Source organism: Arthrobacter sp. Y3223166 (assembly GCF_059090935.1).
Window position 1 is genome coordinate 194,777 of record NZ_JBNHGE010000002.1, and the last position, 23,697, is coordinate 218,473.

A 23,697-nucleotide genomic window follows, 5' to 3' on the forward strand; every position below is an offset into this window, starting at 1 on the left:
GAACTGGAGAAGCGAAGCGTCAACGGTGGTAAAGTCGGGAGAAGTATGCTTTCCGTCCGCACCCGCTGCGCGGAAGGCCGTCGAAGCGCCTCGGGCGCATCGGCCACCCAAGACTTCAGTGCCGGCAACTCCGGCTTCGGGCGTTGATGCCCGGCAACACACCGCACCATAGATCGGAATCCATGAACACCAAGCCGTTGCAAACTCCTCCGAAACTCGCCAAAGACGCCTTGCGCATAGTCCCCTTGGGCGGACTGGGCGAAATCGGCCGGAACATGACGGTGTTCGAGTTCGGCGGCAAGCTGCTGATCGTGGACTGCGGCGTCTTGTTCCCCGAGGAGCAGCACCCGGGCGTGGACCTGATCCTGCCCGACTTCTCCTACATCCGCGAACGCCTCAACGACGTCGTCGGCATTGTCCTCACCCACGGGCACGAGGATCACATTGGCGGCGTGCCGTACCTGCTGAAGGAACGCGCCGACATCCCCGTGATCTCCGCGAAGCTGACGCTGGCCTTCGTGAAGACCAAGCTGCAGGAACACCGCCTGAACGCCAAGATGGTGCAGGTCAAGGAGGGCGACCGGAAGAAGTTCGGTCCGTTCGACCTGGAATTCCTGGCCGTCAACCACTCCATTCCGGACGGACTGGCCGTGGCCATCCGGACCGGGGCCGGGCTGGTGCTGGCAACCGGCGACTTCAAGATGGACCAGTTCCCGCTGGACCGCCGGATCACCGACCTGGCCGGGTTCGCGCGGCTGGGCGACGAGGGCGTGGACCTGTTCCTGCCGGATTCCACCAACGCCGAAGTCCCCGGTTTCCTCGCTGCCGAGGCCGATCTGGTGCCGGCAATCGATACGGTCATGCGCACCGCCCCGCGCCGCGTGATTGTCTCCAGTTTCGCCAGCCACGTGCACCGCATCCAGCAGGTCATCGACGTGGCACACAAGTACGGCCGCAAGGTCGCCTTCGTGGGCCGGTCCATGGTGCGCAACATGACGACGGCGCGCGAGCTCGGCTACCTGAACATCCCGCGCGGGGTGCTCGTGGACTTCAAGGAACTGGAGAAGCTGCCGCCCACCAAGGCCGTGCTGATCTGCACCGGCTCCCAGGGCGAGCCGATGGCGGCGCTGGCCCGCATGGCCGGCGGCGACCACATGATCGACCTGACCGAGGGCGACACCGTGCTGCTGGCCTCCTCGCTGGTTCCGGGCAACGAATCCTCCATCTACCGGCTGATCAACGACCTGACCAAGCGCGGCGCCAACGTGGTGCACAAGGGCAACGCGAAGGTGCACGTCTCCGGCCACGCCTCGGCCGGCGAGCTGGTGTACTGCTACAACCTGGTCCGCCCGAAGAACGTGCTGCCCGTCCACGGCGAGCACCGCCATCTGAAGGCCAATGCCGAACTGGCCGTTCGCACGGGCGTGGACCCGAAGCGCGCGCTGATCGTGGAAGACGGCACCACCATCGACCTGAAGGACGGCGTGGCCCGGGTTTCCGGCCAGATCGCCGCGGACTACGTCTATGTGGAGAACATGGTGGCCGGCGCGGCCACCGAAGCCTCCCTGCAGGACCGGCTCCGGCTGGCCGAAGACGGCGCAGTCACCGCGCTGCTGATCGTCAACCCGGACACCGGGCGGCTGGAGGAAGACCCGGAGTTCTTCCCGGTCGGCTTCGCCCCGGCGGTCGAGCAGTTGGAGAAGGCCACCGGCATCGTGGAGAAGACGCTGATGCAAATGCGCGGCGACAAGACCGGCCCGGACGCCGAGAAGGCGATCGCGCAGGCCCTGATCCGCTGGTCCGACCGGGCGCTGCGGCGCAAGCCCGTGGTCACGGTCATCATCGTGGAGGCCTAGCCGGCCCGTGCGCCACAGCGAAGAAAGTTGGGAGGGACGGACGGGCACGAGCTCGTCCGTCCCTCCCCCTTTAAGAGCCCTCCCACCTCAGGTTCACGGGCGGAGAATCGGCGCGATCCGGCAGCCCGTGGAGGAATTCCTGGTCACCGGCGCTCCTTCTGCGTTGAAGCAGCCGTTGGCCGCCGGCTTTCGCGGGCGGCGAGCCTGCCCGAAAGGGGCCCCAGCACGATGAGCGAGGCCCAGGTGAGCTTTCCCGCCGTCCCGCCGGCGGCGAAGGCCACCGGAATCGACAAAGCGAAGACCAGCGGCGGGACGAGGGAATCGAGCACGAACGCCCGATGCTGCCTGCGGTTCATCGGCTCGATCTCGAGGCGGTTCCTGCGGGCGATCTCGAAGATGGCCAGCTGTGCCAAGGCAGCGAGGGCAAGGTTGGCAGCGTACAGCACGGTCGACAGTTCCAGGGACGAGGTCTCGGGGTCGCTGATGCCCTGCGTGGTGAACGGAATCAGGATGACGAATGAGGCAGCCACCAGGTTCGCCGTCGTCGTTGCGGAATCAAGTGCCGAGAGCCGTTGTATCAGGCGGAGGTTTATCCGCCAGAACACGGCGATCACCACGAAGCTCAGGACGAAACCGGCAAGCTGATGCACCAGGCCGGAGCCTGCCAGCGACCGGAGGTCTTGCCATGCCTCCGGCGAAGGAGCATCCAGGTTGGTGATCAGCAGCGTGATGGCGAAACCGTAGATGACGTCGTAAAAGCCGATGCCCCGGTCAAACTCGCTGGACTCCCGGGCCAACATGGCGGAATTGCGCTCCGGCTGTTCGGAATGTTCCGCGGAGCTTTCGGGGCCCGCGCCGTGTGCCGGCGGTTCGCCGTCCCGGGGTTGTGCCACGAGATCAGCGTGGCGCAAACCGTGGTCACTATGCAATGGGCGTAAGGCGCGACGGCGGCACCCGCCTCTGGTCGGGACCGAGGCCCGATGGTGCGCGCACCATCGTCGTCGGCGGCGCAGTGGCACGGCGCGGGAAGGCACCGCGCCACTGCTGGCAAGGCCGGCTACGGGACCGGGATGGTCCCGGCGTAGTCGGTGTTGTAGCCGGTGACCGGCTGATGCGGGATTTCCTCCCAGCGGTCCGCGTCCTCCTGCTGGACTTCGCCGGTGGCCAGGCCCAGCAGCAGTTCCTTCATGGCGAGCAGGTTCTGCCTGACGCTCTTGCCCCTCGCCTTCTGGCCGAGGCTGCCGTCGGACGTGTTGCCGGACGTTTCGAAGAAGACCACGGGGTTGGAGTGGCCCTCCGGGTTCATGCCCTGATAGTCCAGACCCAGCATCATCGCCGAGACCACGCCGCCCTTGATGTCGATCTCCAGGCCGTTGCCCACCTGGTAGCGGTCCATGTTGATGGAACCGTACTGAGAGAGTTCGTCGTAGACGTGGACGTGCATCTGGCGGGTCAGTTCGTCGTAGGCCCCGTCTTTGATCCCCGGCAGGGTCGGGCCGCCCGGGGCGAGCGAGATGCCCAACGACAGCGTGACATCATCGCCGGTGCCCCACTCCTTCTTCAGGCCCTGGTGGTGGATGTCGATCCCGTAGGCCGGCTTCACGTCGGTCCAGTACTCATAGAAGGCCAGCGACTCGTTGGCCACGAATCCGGTGGGCGTCCAGTCCCGGTTCAGGTCAATCCGCTGTTCCCGCCCGTTGGCGCCGAACTCCGGCAGATCGGCGGCCTGGTCCCAGAGCACGGTATGGCGGATGTTCGCCTCTGAACCGTCCGGGTTGTACATCGGAATGAAGTGGAAGGTGAACTTCTCGCGCAGCAGCTGATAGTCCGCCGAACCGTTGGTGCCCAGGTCCTTCAGCAGCGACAGGATCGACTCGGTGCCGTAGGGTTCGTTGCCATGGATGCGGCCCTGGATCCACACGTGCTCGGCGCCGGTGCCGACGGTGGCCACCCAGAGGTCGCGGCCCTGCTCGGACTTGTTGACCTGCGTGCCGGCCTCCTCCAGCGTGAAGGCGTCCACGCCGAAGCGGCTGTTCTTTTCCAGCTTCCGCAGTTCCTTCACGAGGTCGTCATAGGTCAGGATGCTGGCGGTATTGGTGTTGCCCTCGGTTGAGGGGAAGTTGGCATCCGCAAGAACAGGGGTTGCGGCGCTAAAGGGAATGATGACGGCGAGGGCCGCCGCCGCGGCCAGGCCACGGTAGCGCCGGGGCTTGGCCGAACCGTGGCTGGTGCTGCTCTTGGGCTGGTGCGTCACTGCATGTCCTCCAAAGGTTGAGCGATTCATGCGCCAGCGCGCCGGCTCAGGCGGCTGCGCTGTCGGGATCGGCGGCTCGAGGGAACTGCCGGTAATGAGACGCTAGCCGTGGGTCCCGGGATTGCGCCAGAGTGCAGGGGCGGATCGCGGACTGCCACCCCGTAGTTGCCGGCCGCGACGTCCAACGGCCCGCCACGGCTGCCATCCGGGGTCCGGGAAGCCGCGGTGCGCCGCCTGCCGCCCCGCACGGCTACCCGTCGATCCGGGCAGGGGATACTCTCGACGTGTGACCCCTGAGGAGCTGGCGAACCTGGCGCATCTGCGCCGGGCGCGGGACCTGATCGACCGGGACTTTGCCCGGCCGCTCGATGTGCCGACGATGGCGGCGAAGGCGCTGATGTCGCCGTCGCATTTTTCGCGCCGGTTCAAGGCCGCCTACGGGGAGACGCCCTACAACTACCTGATGACCCGCCGGATTGAGCGCGCGATGGCGCTGCTGCGCTCCGGGGCGAGCGTCACCGACGCGTGCATGGAGGTGGGCAGCACCTCGCTGGGATCGTTCAGCACCCGGTTCACCCAGCTGGTGGGCGAAACCCCCAGCGCTTATCGGGCCCGGGAGCACCCGGCGGCCGAGGCGATGCCGCCCTGCATCGCGAAGCTGCTCACCCGGCCCGTGGACCTGAGATCGAGCAGGATCGAAGAAGCGGCCGCCCCGGCCCCTGCGTAGGTTGGATGCATGAGCATTTCACTTCAGTACTGCAACATCACGGTCAATGACCCGGCGGAATCCATCCCGTTCTACCGGGACGGCCTGGGGCTGGAAGTCCGCAACGACGTCGCCAACGACGGCTTCCACTGGATCACCATGGGCAGCCCCGACCAGCCCGGGCTGGAGCTGGTGCTTTCCGCACCCCATGCAGGGCGCTCGCAGGCCGACGGCGACCAGCTCCAGGAGCTGCTGGTCAAGGGCGTGCTGCCCATGCTGGTCTTCAGCACCGATGACCTGGACGCCGCCTTCGAACGGCTGGTGTCCATCGGGGCAGAGGTCCTGCAGGAGCCCATGGACCAGCCGTGGGGACCGCGCGACTGCGCCGTCCGCGACCCTTCGGGCAACATGATCCGCATCAATCAGGACAAGTAACCCCGGAACGACGGCGGCCGCTCACCTTCCGTAGGTGCGCGGCCCGCCCTCGTCGACCGCTTGACCACGGCAGGTAGACGGGGCTTCCCGGCAGACGCGGTGCGATCCTGGGCCAGCGCCCGGTTGATGAGTCGTTTCCCTGATGCAGGCCTAGCTGTGCGGCATGGTCCATTGTTCCGCGGGCCGCAGCCGGAACACGCGATGGGCATCTTCCCGGACTCCCGTTTCCAGAAAATTGACGAGGAGGCGGACGGCACTTCGCCCGGGGCCCTCGGGGTCTGCAGATTCCATATAGTTGACCCTCGGGTCGTGGATGGCCTGCTCGGAGGTCGCCGCGGAGGAGACGACTACATCCCCGGGGATTCCCACCCCCAGAACTGCTGCGGCCGCGATGATGGCACCGGAGTAACTCTCGTTAAGGCAATAGACCGCATCGGGCAGATCGGTGGACAGCAGTCGGTGGGCGGCCTGTCCCGCGTCTTCGCTGGGTCCTAGAGCCGTGATGCGCGCCTGAATTCCATGTGCCTTGCACCAGGAGGAAAACGCCGCTTCTGTTTCCGCCGTGTAGCGGTCAATGATGGATCCGGTGAAGAGCGCCATGTGGGTGGGGGCACGCCCGGCCACGGCGTGGCTTTGGCGGGCCGTGAGGTCGAGCATGTCATGCACGGAACGACCCACATTGCCCAGGACCGCCATCTGCAGGTCCCCCTCCAAGCCCCTGACGAAGCCGCCGTCGGCGACCAGCGGAATACCCCGTTCGGCGCAGAAGGCGACTATGGGGTCGTTGTCCAGAGGGTCGACGACGATGACCCCGTCTACGAGCGGGAAGGAATCGGCGAGGTCGTCTGCCTTCGGTGACGCCGCGACCACGGAGTAGCCATGGTCCATTGCCTCGATGGCGGCGTCGGAAATTATGCCGCGGTAATAGGGCAGGTACGTGTAGCGCCAGACAGGGGAATTTCGGTAACTCACGAGGACGCCTAAAACCCGGGTCTGCCCCATCCGCAGCGCTCGGCCTGATGGGTTTGGCTGGTATCCGAGCCTCTTGCCGGTGGCCAGGACCTTTGTGCGCGTTGACGCGGCCACTTCGCCCTTCTTGTTGTAGACGTTCGAGACCGTCGCTGTGGACACCCCGGCAGCGGCAGCAACGTCCTTGATGCGAACGCGCGGTGCCGCAGCGCCGCTGCTTGGCCGCTCCCTCATGCGATGTAGATCTCTCTCTGGTGTGACGTAGTTGACACCTGCGGTGCACTTGCACTTACAATTCTAAGCGATTGCCTAAATCGATTTAGGCACCGCCGAAAGGACCACGATATGCGACTCTCTCAAATGGTGACTACCTCCGGTGCCGTGGCACTGGCGTTTGGTTTGGCGGCTTGCGGAAGCTCTGCAGGGGGCGCCGGTACCGATTCAGACGATGCTGCCGCGGACGGGAATCCGGCTTCCTACGGCGACTGTGCCGTGTCCGGCCCGGCAGGCACACACGAGCTTGACCTGATTGAGGAGGGGACCATCACGGTCAAGGCGGACCTCCCGTCGCCAGGCTGGTACAACGGCGACACCGTCGAGAGCATCGCAAGCGGCTTTGATTTCTGCTTGCTGGCGAACATCGCACATCGGGCTGGAGCCGAAAATATCGTCCTGCGGAATACGTCCTTTGACGGTCTCGTGGCAGGGAAGGCGGGTGATTTCGATATGACGCTGAACCAGATCACGATCACCGAAGAGCGCAAGCAGGTGATGGAATTTTCCGAACCTTATTTCCAATCCACAGCCGGGGTGCTGGTCAAGAAGGACTCTTCCGTCAACGAACAAAACCTTGCCGACTCCCGGATCGGGGTAAAGCAGGGAACGGTGGGTCAGATGCTGGTGGCGGATGTGATCAAGCCCAAGAGCGAAGTGGCTGTTTTCCCCGGGGATCCCGAACAGCAGGCTGCCGTCGCAGCAGGCAGGATCGATGCCGGTATTCAGGATCTCAGCATCGTGCTGGGCGCAGCGGCGAAGTCCGGTGGCGCGTTGAAGGTGGCAGGCCAAATCCCGACGGACGAATCCTACGGAGTGATGATGCCCAAGGGATCGACCAACGTCGACACCGTCAATGAGATCCTTGCCGAACTCCGCGCGGACGGAACCCTCGACAAGTTGGGCTCTACCTACCTTGCCGACGCCTACGGGGTCGACCCGGCCACGATCCCCGTCTGGGACGACCTTAAATGACGGGTGTTTTCCCGCCCATAACTTCCTCGCCCCCGACAGGGCGCGCAAAAGACGCGAAGCCTGCCGATGCAACAAGTACAGTCTTGCTGGCAGCCACCGTCATCTTCCTTTTGGCCCTTGGCCTGACCGCCTACACCGCGGTGATGTTGAACGCGGCGGCGACGGAAGGGCTCTGGACCGTCGTCCTTACTGGCGTCGGTGCCACTCTCGTGGCGTTGGCCCTTGCGACAGGAATCCCGCTCGTGCGCGGTTACCGGTTCGCCAAGGCCGGTTCCGCCGCGCTGGAGGCCGGCGACCTGGTGCAGGGGCGGCGCCTAAGGTTCCGGGGAGCCAACTGTGGTTGGATTACGCTCGGTTCGTCGATGCCGGTCAGCATCGTCAGCGTATTCGTTTTGTTCCTTCTGGCGAACGATCACGCAGTCCAGTCCACCTTCTTCGATATCTCCTTCATGGCGCAGAGCCTGGGCGACGTGGCCAAGGCCTTCACCAACAACATCATTATTGCCGTGACGGCAGAGCTGTTCGTTCTGATTTTCGGTTTGGTCATTGCCATCGCGAGGATGGTGCCCGGCCAGGCGGGCAGGCCTATCCGCTGGCTCGCGATGATGTATGTGGACGTGTTCCGTGCCATCCCATCGATCATCGTCATCTACCTCATCGGGTTCGGTCTGCCGCTGGCCAATGTGCCGTTGCTCAGCGATATGAGTCCGATGTGGGCGGCGATCTTTGCCCTGACCTTGACCTACAGCGCGTATGTGGCGGAAGTATATCGGGCCGGCATCTCGAGCATTCATTGGTCGCAGGTTTCGGCGGCCAGGTCGCTCGGCCTCAGCTACGGCAAGACCCTGCGTTTCGTCGTCGTCCCGCAAGCATTCCGGCGCGTGTCGCCGCCGCTGCTCAACGACTTCATTGGGCTGCAGAAAGATACCGCGCTCGTCACGATCATCGGGACGGTGGACGCATTCACTCAGGCTAAGACGTACGCCAGCAACTACTTCAACCTGTCCTCGGTCACCGTCGTCGCGATTCTGTTCATACTGATCACCATTCCGCAGACCCGGTTTGTCGACCGGCTGTTGGAGCGGGACGAGAGAAAACAAAGGCTGCAAGGATAATCATGCCCTTTCTTCAAATGAACAGTGTGGTCAAGTCTTACGGAGACAACGTTGTCTTGCGTGGCATCGACCTTCACGTCGAAAAACACGAGGTTGTCTGCCTCATCGGCGCTTCAGGTTGCGGGAAGTCGACCCTGCTCCGCTGCGTAAACGCGTTGGAAACGATCCAAGGCGGAGAAATCTACTTGGACAATGACGTCGTGTCCGGCGAGGGCATCGACGTGAATGCCTTAAGGCGCAGGGTGGGCATCGTCTTCCAGAGCTTCAACCTATTCCCGCACATGACGGCCCTGGACAATGTCACTCTCGCCCCAACCCGGGTGTTGGGAGTGGCGAGAGCGGAAGCAGAGAAGCAGGCACATGAACTGCTCACGCGGGTGGGATTGGATCACAAGGCCAAGGCCTTTCCAGACCAGCTGTCGGGTGGCCAGCAGCAGCGGGTGGCCATCGTGCGGGCGCTGGCAATGAACCCCGACGTGCTGCTGCTCGATGAGATAACCTCCGCCCTTGACCCGGAACTTGTCGCCGAGGTGCTGAACATCGTCCGGGATCTGGCCAACGACGGACTGACTATCCTCATGGCCACCCACGAGATGTCTTTCGCCCGGGAAGTCTCAAGCCGTGTGGCCTTTCTCCATGAGGGGCAGGTCTTGGAGGTTGGGCCACCCGAGCAAATTTTCGGCAACCCCGCGGAACCCAGGACGCAGGAATTTCTGAAAAAAATCATTGCAGCAGGGAGGCTTTGAGATGTTGGAAGCCGCCGAAGGCGGCAAGCTTAAAGTCCTCATCGTGGAACACGAACGCAGCGCCGACGCAGCGCTGGTCGGCGAACGACTGGCCCGGGCTGGGGTGGAGACGACCGTGGTGGGACCGGAAACTGCGAACTCTGTGCCCGCTACCAGCGCCGGCTGCGACGGGATCGTAGTGCTCGGTGGTACTCCCGGGCCCGTCGACGACGAGTCCGCCCCGTGGCTGCCTGGAGTGCGCGCCCTGGTGAAGGACGCCCTGGAGACGCAGGTCCCGCTCTTGGGAATCTGCCTGGGCGCGCAATTGCTCGCCCATGTCGCCGGTGGACGTGTTGACACGATCGCCGCGGGGCCGGAGATCGGGCTCGTGGAGATGCAATTGACTCCCGAGGGAGCCGCGGATCCGCTGCTTTACGGCTTTGACAAACCGCTCCAAGCGCTCCAATGGCACTGGCTTGAAGTGGCCACGCTTCCGGCAGGGTCTGTCTCCTTGTGCTCGAGCGACGTTTGCCGCAACCAAGCATTTCGTGTCGGTCGGAACGCCTGGGGTGTGCAATTCCACCTCGAAGCAGTCGCACGCACGGCAAGTCAGTGGAGCCTCGAGAGCGGGGATATCTTGGCCGGTCTGGGGATCAACCCGGAATCGGAGATTATTGACCGATTTATGAAAGCCGAATCCGCGCTCAGAGAACAATGGTCGCTGGTCACAGACCGCTGGATTGAAGTGGTCCGCGAGCATGCGCACGTTGAGGCCTAAGCGGACTTTTCCCGAGGCGCGTGCCGGTGCCCTGGTGCAGCCATGGCAAAGGAACTCTTCCCAAGCTTTCCGACGCGAAGAGCATAAGCCTGATGCCGCCGTCGTCCTGCCCACCGAAAGGCGGCCGCGCGCTATTGGTCCGTGACGGGCGCCGCGTGGGGCAGCAGCGACGACGGCGCCGCGCCGACCATCACTTCGACGGCGCGGGCGAGGTGGGTGTGCCGGTCACTGACCCCGTTCCAGCGCACCAGCCCCTGGGCATTCAGCCCGTCGATCATGCCCAGAACCTGCCAGGCCACGGTTTCCGCGTCCGGCGTGGCGAATTCGCCGGCGGCAACGCCCGCCTCGAGCAAATGCCGGATCACCGCCTGCCACGCGTCCATCTGCGCGCGCACGCTGACTGCCAGCGCCTCGTTCCGGCGGCCCAAGGACCACGCTTCCACCCATACCGCCGTCACATCCAGCCGGCGGTCGTCCAGAAGCGTGTCAAGCAGCAGGCCGAGGCCCTGCCGGGGCGTGGGCTTCTCCGCCACCATGGCCGACACCTCATCGATTTCAGCGGCCACGATGGAGGTGAAGGCGCCGGCCACGAGGACATCGACGGTGGGGTGGTAGTGCGCCACCAGGCCCGGGGCCACACCGGCCCTGCCCGCCACGTTGCGCAGGGTGATCGCGGCAAGGCCCTGCTCGAGCCCGATGGTCCGGGCCGCTTCGGCGAGTTCTGCGGCGCGTTCGGCGGGCGCCTTGCGCGGGGTGCGTTTGGGTGTGCTTGACATCACAGAACAGTCTAGAGTAACTTCGCTGCATTATTGATCATGCGATCAACAAGGCGGGTCGGACCGCCTTCCTGTTCCCTCACGAGACGGAGGCCTCTGTGGCTTGGAGAATGCCGGCGGAAACCGATCCCCACGAGCGCACCTGGATGGCGTTCCCGCGGGCCGGGCTGACGCTGGGCGGGGATGCGGCGTCGGTCGAGGAAGCGTATGGCGCCTGGGCCGCGGTCGCGCATGCCGTCGCGGAGTTTGAACCCGTTGCCATGGTGGTCGACCCGACGGAACGGGAGCGCGCCGGCCGCATGCTGGACGGTGGTATCGACCGACTCGAGGCGCCGCTGGATGAGTTCTGGATGCGTGACATCGGCCCCACCTTCGTGGTCGACGACGAAAGGCCGGACGTCCTGGGAGCGGTGGACTGGACCTTCAACGGCTGGGGCGCGCCGGCTTGGGCCGAGTGGGAGAAGAGCCGCGGCATCGGAAGCTTTGTCGCCGCGCAGGCCGGCGCCGAACTCGTCACCTCCCTGCTGGTGAACGAAGGCGGCGCCATCCACGTTGACGGCGAGGGCACCGTGCTGGTGACCGAAACCGTGCAGCTCGATCCCGATCGGAATCCGTATGCCGACAAGGGGCGGGTGGAAGCGGAATTGGCCCGCACGCTGGGCGCCACGCATACGGTGTGGGTCCCCCGGGGCTTGACCCGTGACTACGAGGACCTGGGCACGCGCGGGCACATAGACATGGTGGCCGCCCTTCCCGCACCAGGACGGATCCTGCTGCACATGCAAAACAACCCCGCACACCCCGACTTCGACGTCAGCCGGTCCCTGCGGTCCTTCTTCGAGACCCAGGTCGATGCGGCGGGCAAGCCGTTCGACATCATCGAGCTGCCCGCCCCCGACACCGTGAAGGACGAGGAGGGTTTCGTCGACTGGAGCTACGTCAACCACCTGGTGGTCAATGGCGGCGTGATCGCCTGCGGCTACGGCGAGGAGCGCGCCGATGCGCTGGCGGCCGAAATCCTGGCCGAGGCCTACCCCGGCCGCCGCGTGGTCACGGTGGACGCGCGGCCGATACTGGCCCGCGGCGGCGGGATCCACTGCATCACGCAGCAGCAACCCAAGCTCGGCGCGAAGGCGGCAGCATGAGCCGGTTCGACGTGGTCGAGGCCTCGATTGCCCAGCTGCGCGAGGCGCTGCACACGGGGCAGGCGACCAGCGAGGAACTCACGAACGCCTACCTGGAACGCATCGCCGCCTACGACCACGGCGGCATCCGGCTGAACGCCGTCGTCGTCATGAATCCCGAGGCGCTCGCGGACGCCCGCGCTTCCGACCGGAGGCGTTCCCGCGGAGAAACCCTGGGACCGCTGGACGGCATCCCCTATACGGCCAAGGACAGTTACATGGCCGAAGGCCTCACCGCCGCCGCCGGCTCGCCCGCCTTCGAGCATCTGGTCGCCAGGCGGGACGCGTTCGCCATCGAACGGCTGCGCGCGGCAGGGGCGGTGCTCCTGGGCCTCACCAACATGCCGCCGATGGCCAACGGGGGCATGCAGCGCGGCCTCTACGGACGCGCCGAAAGCCCCTACAACGCCGACTTCCTGACGGCCGCCTTCGGCTCCGGCTCATCCAACGGCTCCGGAACCGCGACCGCGGCAAGTTTCGCCGCCTTCGGCCTCGGCGAGGAGACCTGGTCCAGCGGCAGGGCGCCGGCGTCGAACAACGCGTTGTGTGCCTACACCCCGTCGCGCGGCGTCATCTCGGTGCGGGGCAACTGGCCGCTGGTTCCCACCATGGACGTGGTGGTGCCGCACACCCGGACCATGGCCGACCTGCTGGAAGTGCTGGACGTGATCGTGGCGGACGACCCCGAAACCCGCGGCGACTTCTGGCGCCTGCAGCCCTGGGTGCCCATCCCCGCCGCCTCGTCGGTCCGGACCGACTCCTACCCGGCCCTGGCGCCCCGCGGACTGCAGCAGGCACGGGACGCGCTGCAGGGAAAACGGTTCGGCGTGCCCCGCATGTACATCAACGCCGACCCCGATGCCGGCACCGGCGAGGACCCCGGCATCGGCGGTCCCACCGGGCAGCGGATCGAGACCCGGGCCTCCGTCATCGAGCTGTGGGAAGCTGCCCGCCGGGACCTGGAGGCGGCGGGGGCCGAGGTGGTTCCCGTCGATTTCCCGGTCGTCTCCAACTACGAGGGCGACCGCCCCGGCGCCCCGAAGATCGGCACCCGCGGCCTGGTCAGCCCGGAGTACCTGCGGCGGGAGATCCTGGATCTCTCCGCGTGGGCGTGGGATGACTTCCTCGCCGCCAACGGGGACCCCGCGCTCCGGACCCTGGCCGACGTGGACGGGTCAAAGATTTTTCCGCACCCGCCCGGAGCCCTGCCCGACCCCTACGACGATTTCGACGACATCGCCGCCTATCCGGCGCACGTGCGCGAACACGGCGTTGCCTCGTTCACCGACATCCCCCATCTGGAGGAGGGGCTGCGGGGACTCGAGGAAACCCGCCGGGTGGACCTGGAAGCCTGGCTGGACCACCACGCGCTGGACGCCGTCGTCTTCCCGGCGGTGGCGGACATCGGCCCCGCGGACATGGACATCAACCAGGCTTCGGCAGACCTTGGCTGGCGCAACGGCGTCTGGGTGGCCAACGGGAACCTCGTCCCGCGCCACCTCGGCATTCCCACCGTCACCGTGCCCATGGGCACGACGGCGGACATCGGCATGCCCGTGGGACTCACCTTCGCGGGGCGCGCCTACGACGACAACGCCCTGTTGGCCGTGGCGGCCGCCTTCGAGGCGACCGGCGCCCGCCGCACCGAGCCGCCGCGGACCCCGCGGCTCGGCTGACGGCCGGGCCGGCCAGCAAGGGGCGGGCCGGCACACGCGCACCTGATGGGCCCGGCCCGCAATTTCCGGGGGGCTAGGCGTGCGGCAACTCCTGGACCACGAGGAACATGGCGCCGGTCGGGTCGGTCAGGGTGGCGACGCGACCGAAGGACGTGTCTTCGGCGGGCTGGACCACGCTCCCGCCCCGGGCGGTGGCCTTGTCGACGGCCGCGTCGGCGTTCTCGACGGCGAAGTAGATGCGCCAGTGCGCCGGGACGCCCTCGGGCAGCCAGGCGCCGGCGTCCATGATCCCGGCCGCCGCGGTGTCGCCGGAGCCAAGCGTGGTGTAGCGAAACTCGTCGGTGTCGCTCATGACGTCCGTGTCCCAGCCGAACACGTCCTGGTAGAACTTCACGGTGGCGGGGTAGTCGCGGGTGAAGAGTTCGTGCCAGGCGGGGGAGCCAGGCTCGGCGGCCAACTCGTAGCCGGTATGCCCGGCGAACTCCCAGAGGCCGACGGCGGCCCCTCCGGGGTCGGCGAGCATGCCCATCTTGCCCTGTTCGGGAACCTCCATCGGCTCAACGTAGACCTGGCCGCCGTGGGCCGCGGCGATGCTGGCGGTGGTGTCGATGTCATCCACGCGCAGGTAGGTGGTCCACGTGTCCGGGGTGTCGGCCTGCTGACTCTGCATGATGCCCGCAACGGCATGGCCGTCCTTGAAGGCCATGATGTAGCCGCCGTACTTCTCCTGGTCGCCGGTCTCATAGGTCCAGCCGAAAAGCTCCGTGTAGAACTGCTTGGCCCTGTCCGGATCGGAGGTCATCAGGTCCACCCAGCAGGGTGCACCGGGGGCGAGGGTGGGCTTGGGCATGGCTGGCTCCTGTTCCGCGGTTGAGTGGAAACAAGCGCGAGCCTACTCGGGCCCGGGCCGCGGCGGCAATGGGTGTTCCGGGGGACCGAGGGGCGCCGCAACATTGCGGCCGCATTAGGTTAATTAGGTAAGCCTTAGCTAATCTGTTCCGCGTGATCCAACCAACACGAGCAGGACTCCACGCACGCGACTTAGTGCTGCGCTATGGGGACAAGGACGTTGTCCACGGTGCCGGCCTTCAGTTGGAGCCGGGGCGGATCATCGCACTCGTCGGTCCGAACGGCAGCGGCAAATCAACCCTGCTGCGGGCGCTCGCGCGGCTGCACGCCGTGTCTGCCGGAACGATCACCGTGCAGCCCGACGACGGAGCCCCAACCGATGCGCTCATGATGAAACGCAGCGAGTTTTCCAGACACGTGACTCTCCTGTCGCAGAGCCGGCCGGTTCCCCATGGACTAAGCGTTCGCGAGGTGGTGGAATTCGGACGCCACCCGTACCGCGGACGCTGGAGGGCTGCCGATCCTGAGGGGCCCGTCGCCGTCGAACGGGCGATGCTGCTCACGGGGATCACGGATCTGGCGAACCGGGGCGTCCAGGAACTGTCCGGCGGCCAGCTGCAGCGCGTGTGGCTGGCCAGCTGCCTGGCGCAGGATGCTGCCGTGCTGCTGTTGGACGAGCCCACCAATCACCTGGACCTGCGCTACAAAGTGGAGATCCTCGATCTGGTCTATGACCTGGCCCGTGTCCACGGCGTAGCGATCGGCCTGGTACTGCACGATCTCGACGAGGCCGCCGCGCTGGCCGACCACGTCGTGGTGCTCTCGGAAGGCCGCATCGCAGCCGCCGGCCCGGCCCACGAGGCGCTGGACGCGGAGCTGCTCAGCAAGGTTTACTCCATCCCCATTGTCACCCATGCCGACCCGCTGACCGGGCGGCTGCGCACCCGGGCCGTGGGGCGGCACACCGACCAAACGCATGACCAACACGAAAGGACCATCCGTCCATGAAGATCCATAAGGCCCTGGCGGCCCTCGGCGCCGTGGCATTGTTGCTCACCGGCTGTGGCACCACCGAAGAGCCTGCCGAACCCGCAGCCGCCGGCAGCGGCGGCAGCCTCACGGTCACCGACTCGCGCGGCGTAGACGTGGAGCTCTCAGGACCGGCCACCCGCGTGGTCGGCACCGAGTGGAACGTGGTTGAAAACCTGGTCACCCTGGGCGTGATGCCGGTCGGCGTCGCCGACGTCAAGGGCTATGGCGCCTGGGTGAATGCCGCTCCGCTGGACGACACGGTAACTGACATCGGCACCCGCGGTGAACCAAGCTTCGACACGATCGCCTCGCTGGACGCGGACCTGATTGTCGCCACCACCGACCTGGCCGAGAACGTCGTTTCCCAGCTGGAAGAGCTGGCCCCGGTGGTGGTGGTTAAGTCCGCCGACGCCAGCCGCCAGATCGATCAGGCCAAGGACAACCTTCGGCTGATCGCCGAGGCCACAGCCACCGAAGCGAAGGCCGACGACGCCATCGCCGAGTTCGACGCCGCCATGGCGGATGGCAAAGCCGCACTGGAAGAAGCAGGACTTGCCGGCTCGCGGGTCGCTTTCGCCGACGGCTGGGTGGCAGACGGCCAGGTCTCGATCCGGCCCTTCGTTGAAGGTTCGTTGCTGGCCGACATCAACACCGGATTGGGGTTGGTCTCTCCCTGGGACCTCGAAGGAGATGCCGCCTACGGCCTGGCCTCCACCGACGTTGAGGGGCTGACCACGGTTGACGCGGACAGCTTCGTCTACATCACCAACAGCGTCGAGGGCGATTTCACCGACGAACTGGCCAACAACGCCGTCTGGAAGTCGCTGCCGTTCGTGCAGGCCGGCGAGGTCCACAGGCTGGAGGACGGCATCTGGCTGTTCGGCGGTCCCGCGTCGATGACCCAGTACGTCGACGCCATAGTTTCCACGCTCACCAAGTAGCACGGGACGGACCAACCATGACCGAGACGGTGAATAGGCCCGCGCCGTCCGTGCAGGCGGCCGTTGCAGGGGCTCCCGAACCGGTTCCCGCCGGGGCAGGCGGGCGACGGGCCGCAACAGGGGTGGTCGCCGGAAGCGGACTGGTGCTCCTGCTCCTCTTCTCACTGGTCCACCTCACCCAAGGGACCGCCGCCGTCGGGCTGGCCGAGTTGCTCGGCCTGCTCGACGGCGGCGGTTCCGACCAGCAGACCGCCGTTTTGGTTGCTTCCCGCATTCCGCGGCTGCTGGCCGGAATCCTGGTCGGCGTTGCCCTCGGGGTAGCGGGTGCCGCCTTGCAGTCCGCTACCCGCAATGTCCTGGCGTCCCCGGATACGCTGGCGGTCGACGCCGGCGCCCATCTGGCGATCGTCGCGGTCGCCGCGTTTGGGATCACGCTACCCGCGCTGCTCTCCGGCGGCCTCGCATTCATCGGTGGCCTCGCCGCTGCTGCACTGGTGCTTGCCTTGTCCGGGGCGGGGGCCAACAGCAATGGCGGCCCGATCCGTCTGGTGTTGGCCGGAACCGCCCTCGCCCTGGGGCTTCACTCGGCTACCAGCGGCCTGCTGCTGTTGTTCAGCCAGGAGACCACCGGCTTGTATGCCTGGGGCAAGGGCAGCATTACCCAAACCAGGAATGATGAGCTGCTGCAGTTCACCCCGATCATCCTGCTGGCTGTTGCCGGGCTGATGTTCCTGGCCCGGAGGATGGACCTGCTGGGTCTGGGCGACGATGCTTCCCGGCTGGCCGGCGCCGACCCCCGGATCGCGCGCACCGGCGCGATCGTCCTGGCCGTGATGCTGTCCGCTTGCGCGGTGACCGTTGCGGGTCCGATCGGCTTCGTGGGTCTGTGCGCACCCGCCATCGTGCGGCTGCTGGCCTCCCGCGTCCGGGGCTTGGGCCACCACCGGGTGCTGCTGCCCATCTCGGGGCTGGCGGGCGCGGTGGTCGTGGTCGGCGCCGATGTGGCGGTCCGGGTGGTGCTCGGTGCGCAGGCCGGGGTGGAAGTGCCGACCGGTGCGGTCACCACGGTGTTCGGCGCGGTGTTCTTGGTGATCCTGGCGCTGCGGATGCCGGACGCCGGACTCAGCGCAGCCGGCGACGCCCTGGCCAGATTGCGTTCCCGCACGTTTTATCTCAGCGTGGTTTTGGGGCTTGTCTTCCTGTTGGCCGGCCTGGTGGTGGCCGGGGCGCTGCTCGGCGACGCAAAATTGCTGCTCGGCGATCTGGCCAATTGGCTCACCGGTCAATCCGGAGACCGCGTGAGCGCGGTTCTGGGTACGCGGATGCCTCGCGTTGTGGCGGCAGTGCTGGCCGGTGCGGCGCTGGCGCTCGCCGGAGCGCTGATCCAGGCGGTGTCCCGGAATTCCCTGGCCGAACCGGGCATTATCGGCGTGTCCGGCGGCGGCGGGCTCGCGGCAATCATCGTCATCACCACTGTTCCGCTGGCCGGCGCCTGGGCGGTCACCGGAACCGCGCTGGTCGGATCGGCGTTGACGGCTCTGTTGGTGTTTGGTTTGGCGTTCCGTGGCGGCCTGCAGCAGAACAAGCTCGTCCTGATCGGCATTGGCGTCTCCGCCGCGCTCACCGCGGTGATCGCAGTCCTGCTGGTCACCACGGACCCCTACAACCAGACGAAAGCCCTGACCTGGCTCTCGGGTTCCACGTACGGCCGGACCTTCGCCTCGGTGCTGCCGCCGCTTGCCGCGCTGGTTCTTGCCGTGCCGGTGCTGGCCGGACTGCGCCGCGACATGGACTTGATCGCCGTCGACGACGATTCCCCGCGCGTTCTGGGCGTCGGCCTGAACGGCACCCGGCTGCTGCTGCTGACGACGGCGGTGCTGCTGACCGCGGGCGCGGTGTCCTCGGTGGGCGTGATCGCCTTCGTTGGCCTGGTCGCCCCGCACGCGGCCCGGTCGCTCGTGGGCGCCCGGCACAGCCGGGTTTTGCCGGTGGCCGCAATGCTCGGCGCCTGCACTGTGGTGCTGGCGGACATCATCGGGCGGACGGTCATCGCCCCGGCACAGATCCCGGCCGGCATCATGACCGCCTTGGTCGGCGCCCCGTACTTCGTGTACTTGCTCTGGCGCTCACGCGTCGACCGGACTGCATGACCCTTCGGGCGCCGGAACGGCCGGAACCGTTCCGGCGCACGGGGTGCCGTTAGGGCGTGAAGGACTCCGCCGGCACGTAGCCCTCGTCGGTGTGCTCCTGGACCTGTACCTCGGAGATCGGCGCCATGTTGGTGGTGGTGTCCACGCTCAGGCCGTCGAGCAGCAGCGGCGGCTCGAAGTCCTTGACGTTGCGGACCGCTTCCATCAGCGCCTCGTGGGTCGGCTCGGCCATGTTCTTGAACGCTTCCTCGAGGGTGGCGGCGGTGGCGTAGCCCCAGAGGCAATGCGGGATGACCTGGTCGGCGGTATCGGGGGCGTACTCCTTGATGTCGGCCAGGAACTGCTTCACTTCCTCGTCGTCGGTCTGCGTGGGTTGCTTGGTGAAGCCGGTGCTGTACACGTTCGGGAAGGCGCTGGCATTGCCCGGTTCCAGCACGTCCCGCTCGTTGGCGGCCACGGCCGCCAGGAAGATGGACGGGTTCCAGCCAAGGTCCTGCGCGCGGACCATCGACGACGCCGTCAGCGCCGGCACCGTGTTGGCCGAGAAGAAGACGTCGGCCTCGCTGTCCGCGAGCTGGGCCATCTGCGCGTCCACCGTCGGGTCGCCCGGTTCGAACGTCGCCCGCTGGACGATCTCCACCTCCGAGCCTTCGATGGCGTCCTCCAGCCCGGCAACAAACTCGTTGCCGGCGTCGTCGTTCTGTTCCAGCACGGCGACGGTGACGGCCGTGCCGGAGTCCACCAGGAACTTGCCGAAGGAGTTGCCTTCGGCATAGTAGGTGGGCATCCAGCCGATGGTCCACGGGTTGGCCTCGGGGTCTTCGCTGAACACCGAGTCTCCGGAGGCCACGAACACTTGCGGGAATTCTTCCTCGGTGGCCACCGGCATGACGGCCAGGTTGGTGCGGGTGCCCAGACCGTTGACGTCGGCGAAGACGCCCTCGGCGATCATCTGCCGGAAGTTCGCCACGGCGCGGCCGGGATCGTAGGCGTCGTCGTACGCTTTGAGCTCCACTTTGCGGGTCTTGCCGTCGCCGAATTCCACCCCGCCGTCCGCATTGGCGGCGCCGAAGTAGGCCTCCATGCCCGCGACCAGGCAGCTGCCCGGCGCCCCGGCCACGCCGCTGAGCGAGGTGGTGCTGCCGAGCAGGATGCTGGTGTCGGTGATGCCCTGTTCGGCTCCGCCGCCCTCCGTGGCGCCCGGGCTGCCCTCGGGCGAGTTGCCGCCGTCGCCCCGGCCGCAACTGCTGAGCGCGAGCGTGAGGGCCGCCGCGGCCGCCACGGCACCCGTGGCGCCGCGTCCGATCTGCCGTGTTCGCATTGTTCTCTCCTTAGCCTTGTGGGCCTTGTGCTGGATCGGTGAGTTGCCCCCCGCCGGCTCACATCGCCGTGGTGGTCGGGGTATGGACCTCCGGGCCGGTCTCGGGAGCCTTGAGGGCGGCCTCGGGCTCCGCGCGTCGGCGGCGCATCCGCCGCAGCAGCGCCGGCAGGGTCACCAGCCCGCCGGGTGCCAGGAACAGGATGACCAGCAGGGCCGCGCCGTAGATGATCGGGGTGTGCGAGGCATCGATTTGCCCGGCCAGGACCGGAATGAAAACGAAGAAGAGTCCGCCCAGCAGGGACCCGAGAATGCTGGCCGACCCGCCGATGATCATGGCCGCCAGCATGTTGATGGAGACCACGAAGCTGAGGGTGGCCGGGGACATGTACTGCACGGCGGCCAGGTACAGGAAGCCCGCGACGCCGCCGTACAGGGACGCGACGGTGAACGCGAGGACCTTGTACCGGTAATTGGAGACGCCCATCGCGGTGGCCACGGCCTCGTTCTCGCGCACGATGGCGAAGGCCCGTCCGATCCGGCCACGGGTCAGGTTGGCCGCCAGCACGAAGAGCACGGCGGCGATGCCGAGCACCACGTAGTACCGCCACTGGTCGTCGGCCAAGCCGGTCCAGTCCGGGGCGTTCATCCACTGCACGGTGATGCCGACGGAGCCGCCGGTGAAATCGTCCAGCCGCTTGGCCAGCCGGTCCGCGATGATCGGCAGCGAGATGGTGACCATGGCCAGCGAAACCCCGCGCAGCCGGACCGCGGGAAGGGCGACCAGGAAACCGACGACGGCGGGGATCAGGGCGGCGAGCACGAAGGTCAGCAGCACCGGCCAGCCCTCGGTGACGCCGTACGCGGTGACGTAGGCGCCCAGCCCCACGAACGCGCTCTGGCCCAGCGAGATCTGCCCGGCGTACCCGGTCACGAGGTTGAGCCCCAGGATCGCGACGGCGAAGGCGGCGACCACGGTCAGCTGGTAGTTCACGTAGGGGATGAGCTGCAGCGGCGCCAGGACCGCCAGCACGACGACGACGGCGGCAACCGCGATCCGGAACCAGCGCGAGGCGAAGACGTTGCGCTTCATACCCGCACCACCTCCTTTTGCCCGAAGAGGCCCTGGGGCCTGACCAGCAGCACGATGAACATGGCGATCAGCGGCACGGCGATCTTGAGGTCGTCGCCGATAAAGCCGATGTACGCCCCGGCAAGGTTTTCCACCACGCCGATCAGGCCGGCGGCAACCACCGCGCCCAGCGGGCTGTTGAGGCCGCCGAGGATGGCGGCGGCCAGGGCGTAGACCAGCACCTGGTCCAGCATGTGCGGGGACAGGAAGACCTTCGGGGCGATCAACACGCCCGCGATGGCGCCCAGCACGGCGGCCAGGGCCCAGCCCACCATGAGCAGCCGGCCCACCGGGATGCCCGAGAGCGCGCTGGACTCGGGGTTGTCCGCCACCGCCCGCAGGGCCAGGCCGAGCTTGGTTTTCTTGAACAGCAGCTGGAGTGCCAGCACCACCAGCAGCAGCACCACGATGTTGCCCAGCGACTGATAGCTGATGAAGGCCCCGGCGACCTGGAAGGTGCCCAGCGCGAAGAGCGAGGGGAACTGCTGGGAGTTGTAGCCCCAGAACAGGCCGGCCAGCCCGGTGAACAGCACCAGCAGGGCCACCGTGACGATGATGGCGGTGTCGGGCAGTCCGCGCTCGAAGCGCCGCATGATCAGGCGCTCCACCCCGGCGCCCAGCGGCGCCGAGACCAGGATCGCCAGGGGAATGGCGAGCGCCGGCGGAATGCCGGCCTGCCACAGGGTCCAAGCCAGGAAGGTGGAGAACACGGCCATGGCGCCCTGCGCAAAATTGATCAGCCCGGTGGCCCTGTTCACCAGCACGATGGCGAGCGCCAGGGCGGCGTAGATGGCCCCGTTGCCCAGGCCGTCGATGATGAGCTGCAGGAACAGTGAATCCACGGCTCACCCGCCCAGGTACGCTTTGCGAATGGCTTCCAGGCCCATAAGCTCTTCGCGCGGCCCGGACAGCACGGCGTGCCCGGTTTCCAGGACCGTGGCCTCGTCCACAATGGAGAAGGCCAGGGCAGCGTTCTGCTCCACCACCACCATGGACAACCCCGTTTCGGTGCGCAGTTTGGTGATCGCTTCGTAGACCTGGCCGGCCGTGCTGGGCGCCAGCCCCAAAGACGGCTCGTCCAGCAGCACGAGCTTGGGCCCGGACATGAAGGCGCGCCCGATCGCGAGCATCTGCTGCTCACCGCCGGACAGCGCGGCGGCCGGTGTCTTGCTCCGCGCCGCGAGCTGCGGGAAGAGATCGAAGTAGTGGTCCCGGTCGGCGGCGACGCCGCGCTGGTCCTTGCGCCGGTAAGCACCGACCAGCAGGTTGTCCTGCACGCTGAGGTTGGCCAGGGTGCCGCGGTCCTGCGGCACGTGGGCGATACCCAGCCGGGCCACCTGGTCGGGCCGCATCCCGCCGATCCTGCGGCCCTCGAAGGTGATGTCCCCGCTGGTCTTTACCATGCCGCTGATGGCGCGCAACGTCGTGGTCTTGCCGGCGCCGTTGGCGCCCAGGATGCCGGTCGCGCCGCCGTCGGCCACGCTCAGGCTGATGCCGTGCAGCGCCACGGCCCGGCCGTACCAGGCGCGCACGTTGGAGAGTTCGAGGAGGCCCGTCATGCCGCCCCCTGCCCGAGGTACGCCTCGACCACGCGCGGATCCTGCCGGACCTCGGCCGCCGTGCCCTCCGCCAGCTTCCGCCCCTGGTTGAGCACGGCCAGGCGGTCCGTCACCGCGGAAATCAAACCCATGTGATGTTCGACGACGACGATGGTCAGCTCGAATTCCGCGCGCAGGTTCCTGATCCAGCCGATCAGGTCCTCGACTTCCGCGTGCGAAAGCCCGGCGGCCGGCTCATCCAGCAGCAGCAGTTTGGGCTGGCTGAGCAGCGCCCGGCACAACTCCACGCGCTTGCGGAAGCCGTGGGCCAGCTCGCCGGCCGGCAGCCGGGTGGCCCAGTCCAGGTCCAACCGGGCAAGGACGTCATGGGCCCGCCGGCGGAGCGCGCGCTCGCCGCGGACGGCGTGCGGGAGCCGGAGCGCCCAGGACAGCGCACCGCCGGACAGCCGTGAATGGCCGCCGAGGAGCACGTTGTCCAGCACCGTTTGGTCCAACTGCAGCGCGGGATGCTGGAACGTGCGGGCCAGCCCCATCCGCGCCAGGGCAGACGGCGCACGGGAGAGGACGTCCGCGCCGTCGATGCCGATGAACCCCGACGACGGCTTGTAGTGTCCGCTGACGCAGTTGAACAGGGACGTCTTGCCGGCGCCGTTGGGGCCAATGAGCCCGAAGACCGTCGACGGTTCCACCTCGAAGGAAACAGAATCCAGCACCGTGATGCCGCCAAAGTGCAGAGAAACATCCTCGACGGTCAGCCGGGCCGTCATGGCCGCACACTCTCTGCCATACGCCACATGGATTCAACGCTTCCTGGAGGCGGGAGACTGCTCATTCCGGCGCCGTGGGCCGGCTGGTGCTAACAAGAATGTTGACATTGAAGCTAACGATGTGATCTATCTCATGTCAAGGCGGTGATGGGAACGTTATGGCCGCCGTCGTCAGGCAGGGGAAACAACAGGCGTTCGACGGCTGCACGGCTGCACCGCGGAAAGGC

22 protein-coding genes and 1 pseudogene are annotated in these 23,697 nt (G+C 67.0%); 12 read left to right on the plus strand and 11 right to left on the minus strand.

Features of this window, described 5'->3' with window-relative positions:
* The first annotated feature begins 182 nt into the window (after positions 1-182).
* Positions 183-1,856, plus strand: coding sequence for a ribonuclease J (locus tag AC5RUH_RS02440; RefSeq protein WP_494002171.1), 1,674 nt, complete (start codon positions 183-185; stop codon positions 1,854-1,856).
* A gap of 143 nt (positions 1,857-1,999) precedes the next feature.
* Here AC5RUH_RS02440 and AC5RUH_RS02445 read toward each other — a convergent pair whose 3' ends face one another.
* Complete coding sequence (locus tag AC5RUH_RS02445) at positions 2,000-2,749, minus strand: TMEM175 family protein (RefSeq protein WP_494024709.1); 750 nt, start codon at positions 2,747-2,749, stop codon at positions 2,000-2,002.
* 164 nt (positions 2,750-2,913) lie between these two features.
* On the minus strand, positions 2,914-4,110 hold the full coding sequence (locus AC5RUH_RS02450; protein WP_494024708.1) for a M14 family zinc carboxypeptidase: 1,197 nt from the start codon (positions 4,108-4,110) through the stop codon (positions 2,914-2,916).
* Positions 4,111-4,396: 286 nt separating this feature from the next.
* Here AC5RUH_RS02450 and AC5RUH_RS02455 point away from each other — a divergent pair, with 286 nt between their 5' ends.
* Both AC5RUH_RS02455 and AC5RUH_RS02460 read left to right on the plus strand, forming a co-directional pair.
* The gene (locus AC5RUH_RS02455; RefSeq protein ID WP_494024707.1) at positions 4,397-4,837 is read left to right on the plus strand and encodes a helix-turn-helix transcriptional regulator; all 441 of its coding nucleotides are present in this window, start codon (positions 4,397-4,399) and stop codon (positions 4,835-4,837) included.
* Between the two features lie 9 nt (positions 4,838-4,846).
* On the plus strand, positions 4,847-5,251 hold the full coding sequence (locus AC5RUH_RS02460) for a VOC family protein (protein ID WP_494013154.1): 405 nt from the start codon (positions 4,847-4,849) through the stop codon (positions 5,249-5,251).
* Between the two features lie 150 nt (positions 5,252-5,401).
* Here AC5RUH_RS02460 and AC5RUH_RS02465 read toward each other — a convergent pair whose 3' ends face one another.
* Positions 5,402-6,223: a substrate-binding domain-containing protein gene (locus AC5RUH_RS02465; RefSeq protein WP_494127850.1), complete on the minus strand. Its 822-nt coding sequence runs from the start codon at positions 6,221-6,223 to the stop codon at positions 5,402-5,404.
* Between the two features lie 63 nt (positions 6,224-6,286).
* Positions 6,287-6,454, minus strand: a pseudogene (locus AC5RUH_RS02470) (LacI family DNA-binding transcriptional regulator); the annotation flags it as partial.
* Between the two features lie 111 nt (positions 6,455-6,565).
* Between AC5RUH_RS02470 and AC5RUH_RS02475 the strand changes: the two are divergent.
* From AC5RUH_RS02475 to AC5RUH_RS02490, 4 genes are all read left to right on the plus strand, one after another.
* Positions 6,566-7,468, plus strand: a complete 903-nt coding sequence (locus AC5RUH_RS02475) for an ABC transporter substrate-binding protein (protein ID WP_494127835.1) — start codon at positions 6,566-6,568, stop codon at positions 7,466-7,468.
* A gap of 83 nt (positions 7,469-7,551) precedes the next feature.
* Positions 7,552-8,583, plus strand: a complete 1,032-nt coding sequence (locus tag AC5RUH_RS02480) for an amino acid ABC transporter permease (RefSeq protein ID WP_494024704.1) — start codon at positions 7,552-7,554, stop codon at positions 8,581-8,583.
* Positions 8,584-8,585: 2 nt separating this feature from the next.
* Positions 8,586-9,329: an amino acid ABC transporter ATP-binding protein gene (locus AC5RUH_RS02485; protein WP_494024703.1), complete on the plus strand. Its 744-nt coding sequence runs from the start codon at positions 8,586-8,588 to the stop codon at positions 9,327-9,329.
* A 1-nt stretch (position 9,330) separates the two neighbouring features.
* On the plus strand, positions 9,331-10,086 hold the full coding sequence (locus tag AC5RUH_RS02490; RefSeq protein WP_494024702.1) for a type 1 glutamine amidotransferase: 756 nt from the start codon (positions 9,331-9,333) through the stop codon (positions 10,084-10,086).
* Positions 10,087-10,217: 131 nt separating this feature from the next.
* On the opposite strand, the gene AC5RUH_RS02495 is transcribed toward AC5RUH_RS02490, so the two are convergent.
* The gene (locus AC5RUH_RS02495) at positions 10,218-10,862 is read right to left on the minus strand and encodes a TetR/AcrR family transcriptional regulator (protein WP_494024701.1); all 645 of its coding nucleotides are present in this window, start codon (positions 10,860-10,862) and stop codon (positions 10,218-10,220) included.
* Between the two features lie 98 nt (positions 10,863-10,960).
* On the opposite strand from AC5RUH_RS02495, the gene AC5RUH_RS02500 reads away from it, so the two are divergent.
* Both AC5RUH_RS02500 and AC5RUH_RS02505 read left to right on the plus strand, forming a co-directional pair.
* Positions 10,961-12,007 carry an agmatine deiminase family protein gene (locus AC5RUH_RS02500; protein WP_494024700.1) on the plus strand — a complete coding sequence of 349 codons (1,047 nt, stop codon included), beginning with the start codon at positions 10,961-10,963 and terminating at the stop codon, positions 12,005-12,007.
* A complete protein-coding gene (locus AC5RUH_RS02505) occupies positions 12,004-13,722 on the plus strand; it encodes an amidase (RefSeq protein WP_494024699.1) in 1,719 nt (572 codons plus the stop codon). The genes AC5RUH_RS02500 and AC5RUH_RS02505 overlap by 4 nt, the downstream gene beginning before the upstream one ends.
* A 73-nt stretch (positions 13,723-13,795) precedes the next feature.
* On the opposite strand, the gene AC5RUH_RS02510 is transcribed toward AC5RUH_RS02505, so the two are convergent.
* Positions 13,796-14,572: a VOC family protein gene (locus tag AC5RUH_RS02510; protein ID WP_494024698.1), complete on the minus strand. Its 777-nt coding sequence runs from the start codon at positions 14,570-14,572 to the stop codon at positions 13,796-13,798.
* A gap of 152 nt (positions 14,573-14,724) precedes the next feature.
* Here AC5RUH_RS02510 and AC5RUH_RS02515 point away from each other — a divergent pair, with 152 nt between their 5' ends.
* Genes AC5RUH_RS02515 through AC5RUH_RS02525 form a run of 3 tightly spaced genes read left to right on the plus strand, consistent with a single transcriptional unit; the run spans position 14,725 to position 18,694 of the window.
* Complete coding sequence (locus tag AC5RUH_RS02515; protein ID WP_494024697.1) at positions 14,725-15,579, plus strand: ABC transporter ATP-binding protein; 855 nt, start codon at positions 14,725-14,727, stop codon at positions 15,577-15,579.
* Positions 15,576-16,544, plus strand: coding sequence for an ABC transporter substrate-binding protein (locus AC5RUH_RS02520; protein WP_494024696.1), 969 nt, complete (start codon positions 15,576-15,578; stop codon positions 16,542-16,544). The genes AC5RUH_RS02515 and AC5RUH_RS02520 overlap by 4 nt, the downstream gene beginning before the upstream one ends.
* Positions 16,545-16,561: 17 nt before the next feature.
* Complete coding sequence (locus AC5RUH_RS02525; protein ID WP_494024695.1) at positions 16,562-18,694, plus strand: iron ABC transporter permease; 2,133 nt, start codon at positions 16,562-16,564, stop codon at positions 18,692-18,694.
* Positions 18,695-18,743: 49 nt separating this feature from the next.
* Here the strand turns inward: AC5RUH_RS02525 and AC5RUH_RS02530 are convergent, their stop codons facing one another.
* Genes AC5RUH_RS02530 through AC5RUH_RS02550 form a run of 5 tightly spaced genes read right to left on the minus strand, consistent with a single transcriptional unit; the run spans position 18,744 to position 23,470 of the window.
* Positions 18,744-20,015, minus strand: a complete 1,272-nt coding sequence (locus AC5RUH_RS02530; protein WP_494024694.1) for an ABC transporter substrate-binding protein — start codon at positions 20,013-20,015, stop codon at positions 18,744-18,746.
* Between the two features lie 58 nt (positions 20,016-20,073).
* Positions 20,074-21,105: a branched-chain amino acid ABC transporter permease gene (locus AC5RUH_RS02535; RefSeq protein WP_494024693.1), complete on the minus strand. Its 1,032-nt coding sequence runs from the start codon at positions 21,103-21,105 to the stop codon at positions 20,074-20,076.
* Entirely contained in the window at positions 21,102-21,986 is an 885-nt protein-coding gene (locus AC5RUH_RS02540; RefSeq protein WP_494024692.1) for a branched-chain amino acid ABC transporter permease, read from the minus strand. The genes AC5RUH_RS02535 and AC5RUH_RS02540 overlap by 4 nt, the downstream gene beginning before the upstream one ends.
* A gap of 3 nt (positions 21,987-21,989) precedes the next feature.
* The gene (locus AC5RUH_RS02545) at positions 21,990-22,703 is read right to left on the minus strand and encodes an ABC transporter ATP-binding protein (protein ID WP_494024419.1); all 714 of its coding nucleotides are present in this window, start codon (positions 22,701-22,703) and stop codon (positions 21,990-21,992) included.
* Positions 22,700-23,470 (minus strand): ABC transporter ATP-binding protein, encoded by a 771-nt coding sequence (locus tag AC5RUH_RS02550; RefSeq protein WP_494013144.1) that lies wholly within the window; start codon positions 23,468-23,470, stop codon positions 22,700-22,702. The genes AC5RUH_RS02545 and AC5RUH_RS02550 overlap by 4 nt, the downstream gene beginning before the upstream one ends.
* Positions 23,471-23,697 lie beyond the last annotated feature (227 nt).

Excerpts from the sequence above, each read along its gene's own strand:
- AC5RUH_RS02495 (WP_494024701.1), bottom strand. The coding sequence starts at position 10,862 with ATGTCAAGCACACCCAAACGCACCCCGCGCAAGGCGCCCGCCGAACGC.
- AC5RUH_RS02440 (WP_494002171.1), top strand. The coding sequence starts at position 183 with ATGAACACCAAGCCGTTGCAAACTCCTCCGAAACTCGCCAAAGACGCC.
- AC5RUH_RS02475 (WP_494127835.1), top strand. The coding sequence starts at position 6,566 with ATGCGACTCTCTCAAATGGTGACTACCTCCGGTGCCGTGGCACTGGCG.
- AC5RUH_RS02545 (WP_494024419.1), bottom strand. The coding sequence starts at position 22,703 with ATGACGGGCCTCCTCGAACTCTCCAACGTGCGCGCCTGGTACGGCCGG.
- AC5RUH_RS02550 (WP_494013144.1), bottom strand. The coding sequence starts at position 23,470 with ATGACGGCCCGGCTGACCGTCGAGGATGTTTCTCTGCACTTTGGCGGC.
- AC5RUH_RS02520 (WP_494024696.1), top strand. The coding sequence starts at position 15,576 with ATGAAGATCCATAAGGCCCTGGCGGCCCTCGGCGCCGTGGCATTGTTG.
- AC5RUH_RS02530 (WP_494024694.1), bottom strand. The coding sequence starts at position 20,015 with ATGCGAACACGGCAGATCGGACGCGGCGCCACGGGTGCCGTGGCGGCC.
- AC5RUH_RS02490 (WP_494024702.1), top strand. The coding sequence starts at position 9,331 with ATGTTGGAAGCCGCCGAAGGCGGCAAGCTTAAAGTCCTCATCGTGGAA.
- AC5RUH_RS02525 (WP_494024695.1), top strand. The coding sequence starts at position 16,562 with ATGACCGAGACGGTGAATAGGCCCGCGCCGTCCGTGCAGGCGGCCGTT.
- AC5RUH_RS02535 (WP_494024693.1), bottom strand. The coding sequence starts at position 21,105 with ATGAAGCGCAACGTCTTCGCCTCGCGCTGGTTCCGGATCGCGGTTGCC.
- AC5RUH_RS02485 (WP_494024703.1), top strand. The coding sequence starts at position 8,586 with ATGCCCTTTCTTCAAATGAACAGTGTGGTCAAGTCTTACGGAGACAAC.
- AC5RUH_RS02510 (WP_494024698.1), bottom strand. The coding sequence starts at position 14,572 with ATGCCCAAGCCCACCCTCGCCCCCGGTGCACCCTGCTGGGTGGACCTG.
- AC5RUH_RS02505 (WP_494024699.1), top strand. The coding sequence starts at position 12,004 with ATGAGCCGGTTCGACGTGGTCGAGGCCTCGATTGCCCAGCTGCGCGAG.
- AC5RUH_RS02460 (WP_494013154.1), top strand. The coding sequence starts at position 4,847 with ATGAGCATTTCACTTCAGTACTGCAACATCACGGTCAATGACCCGGCG.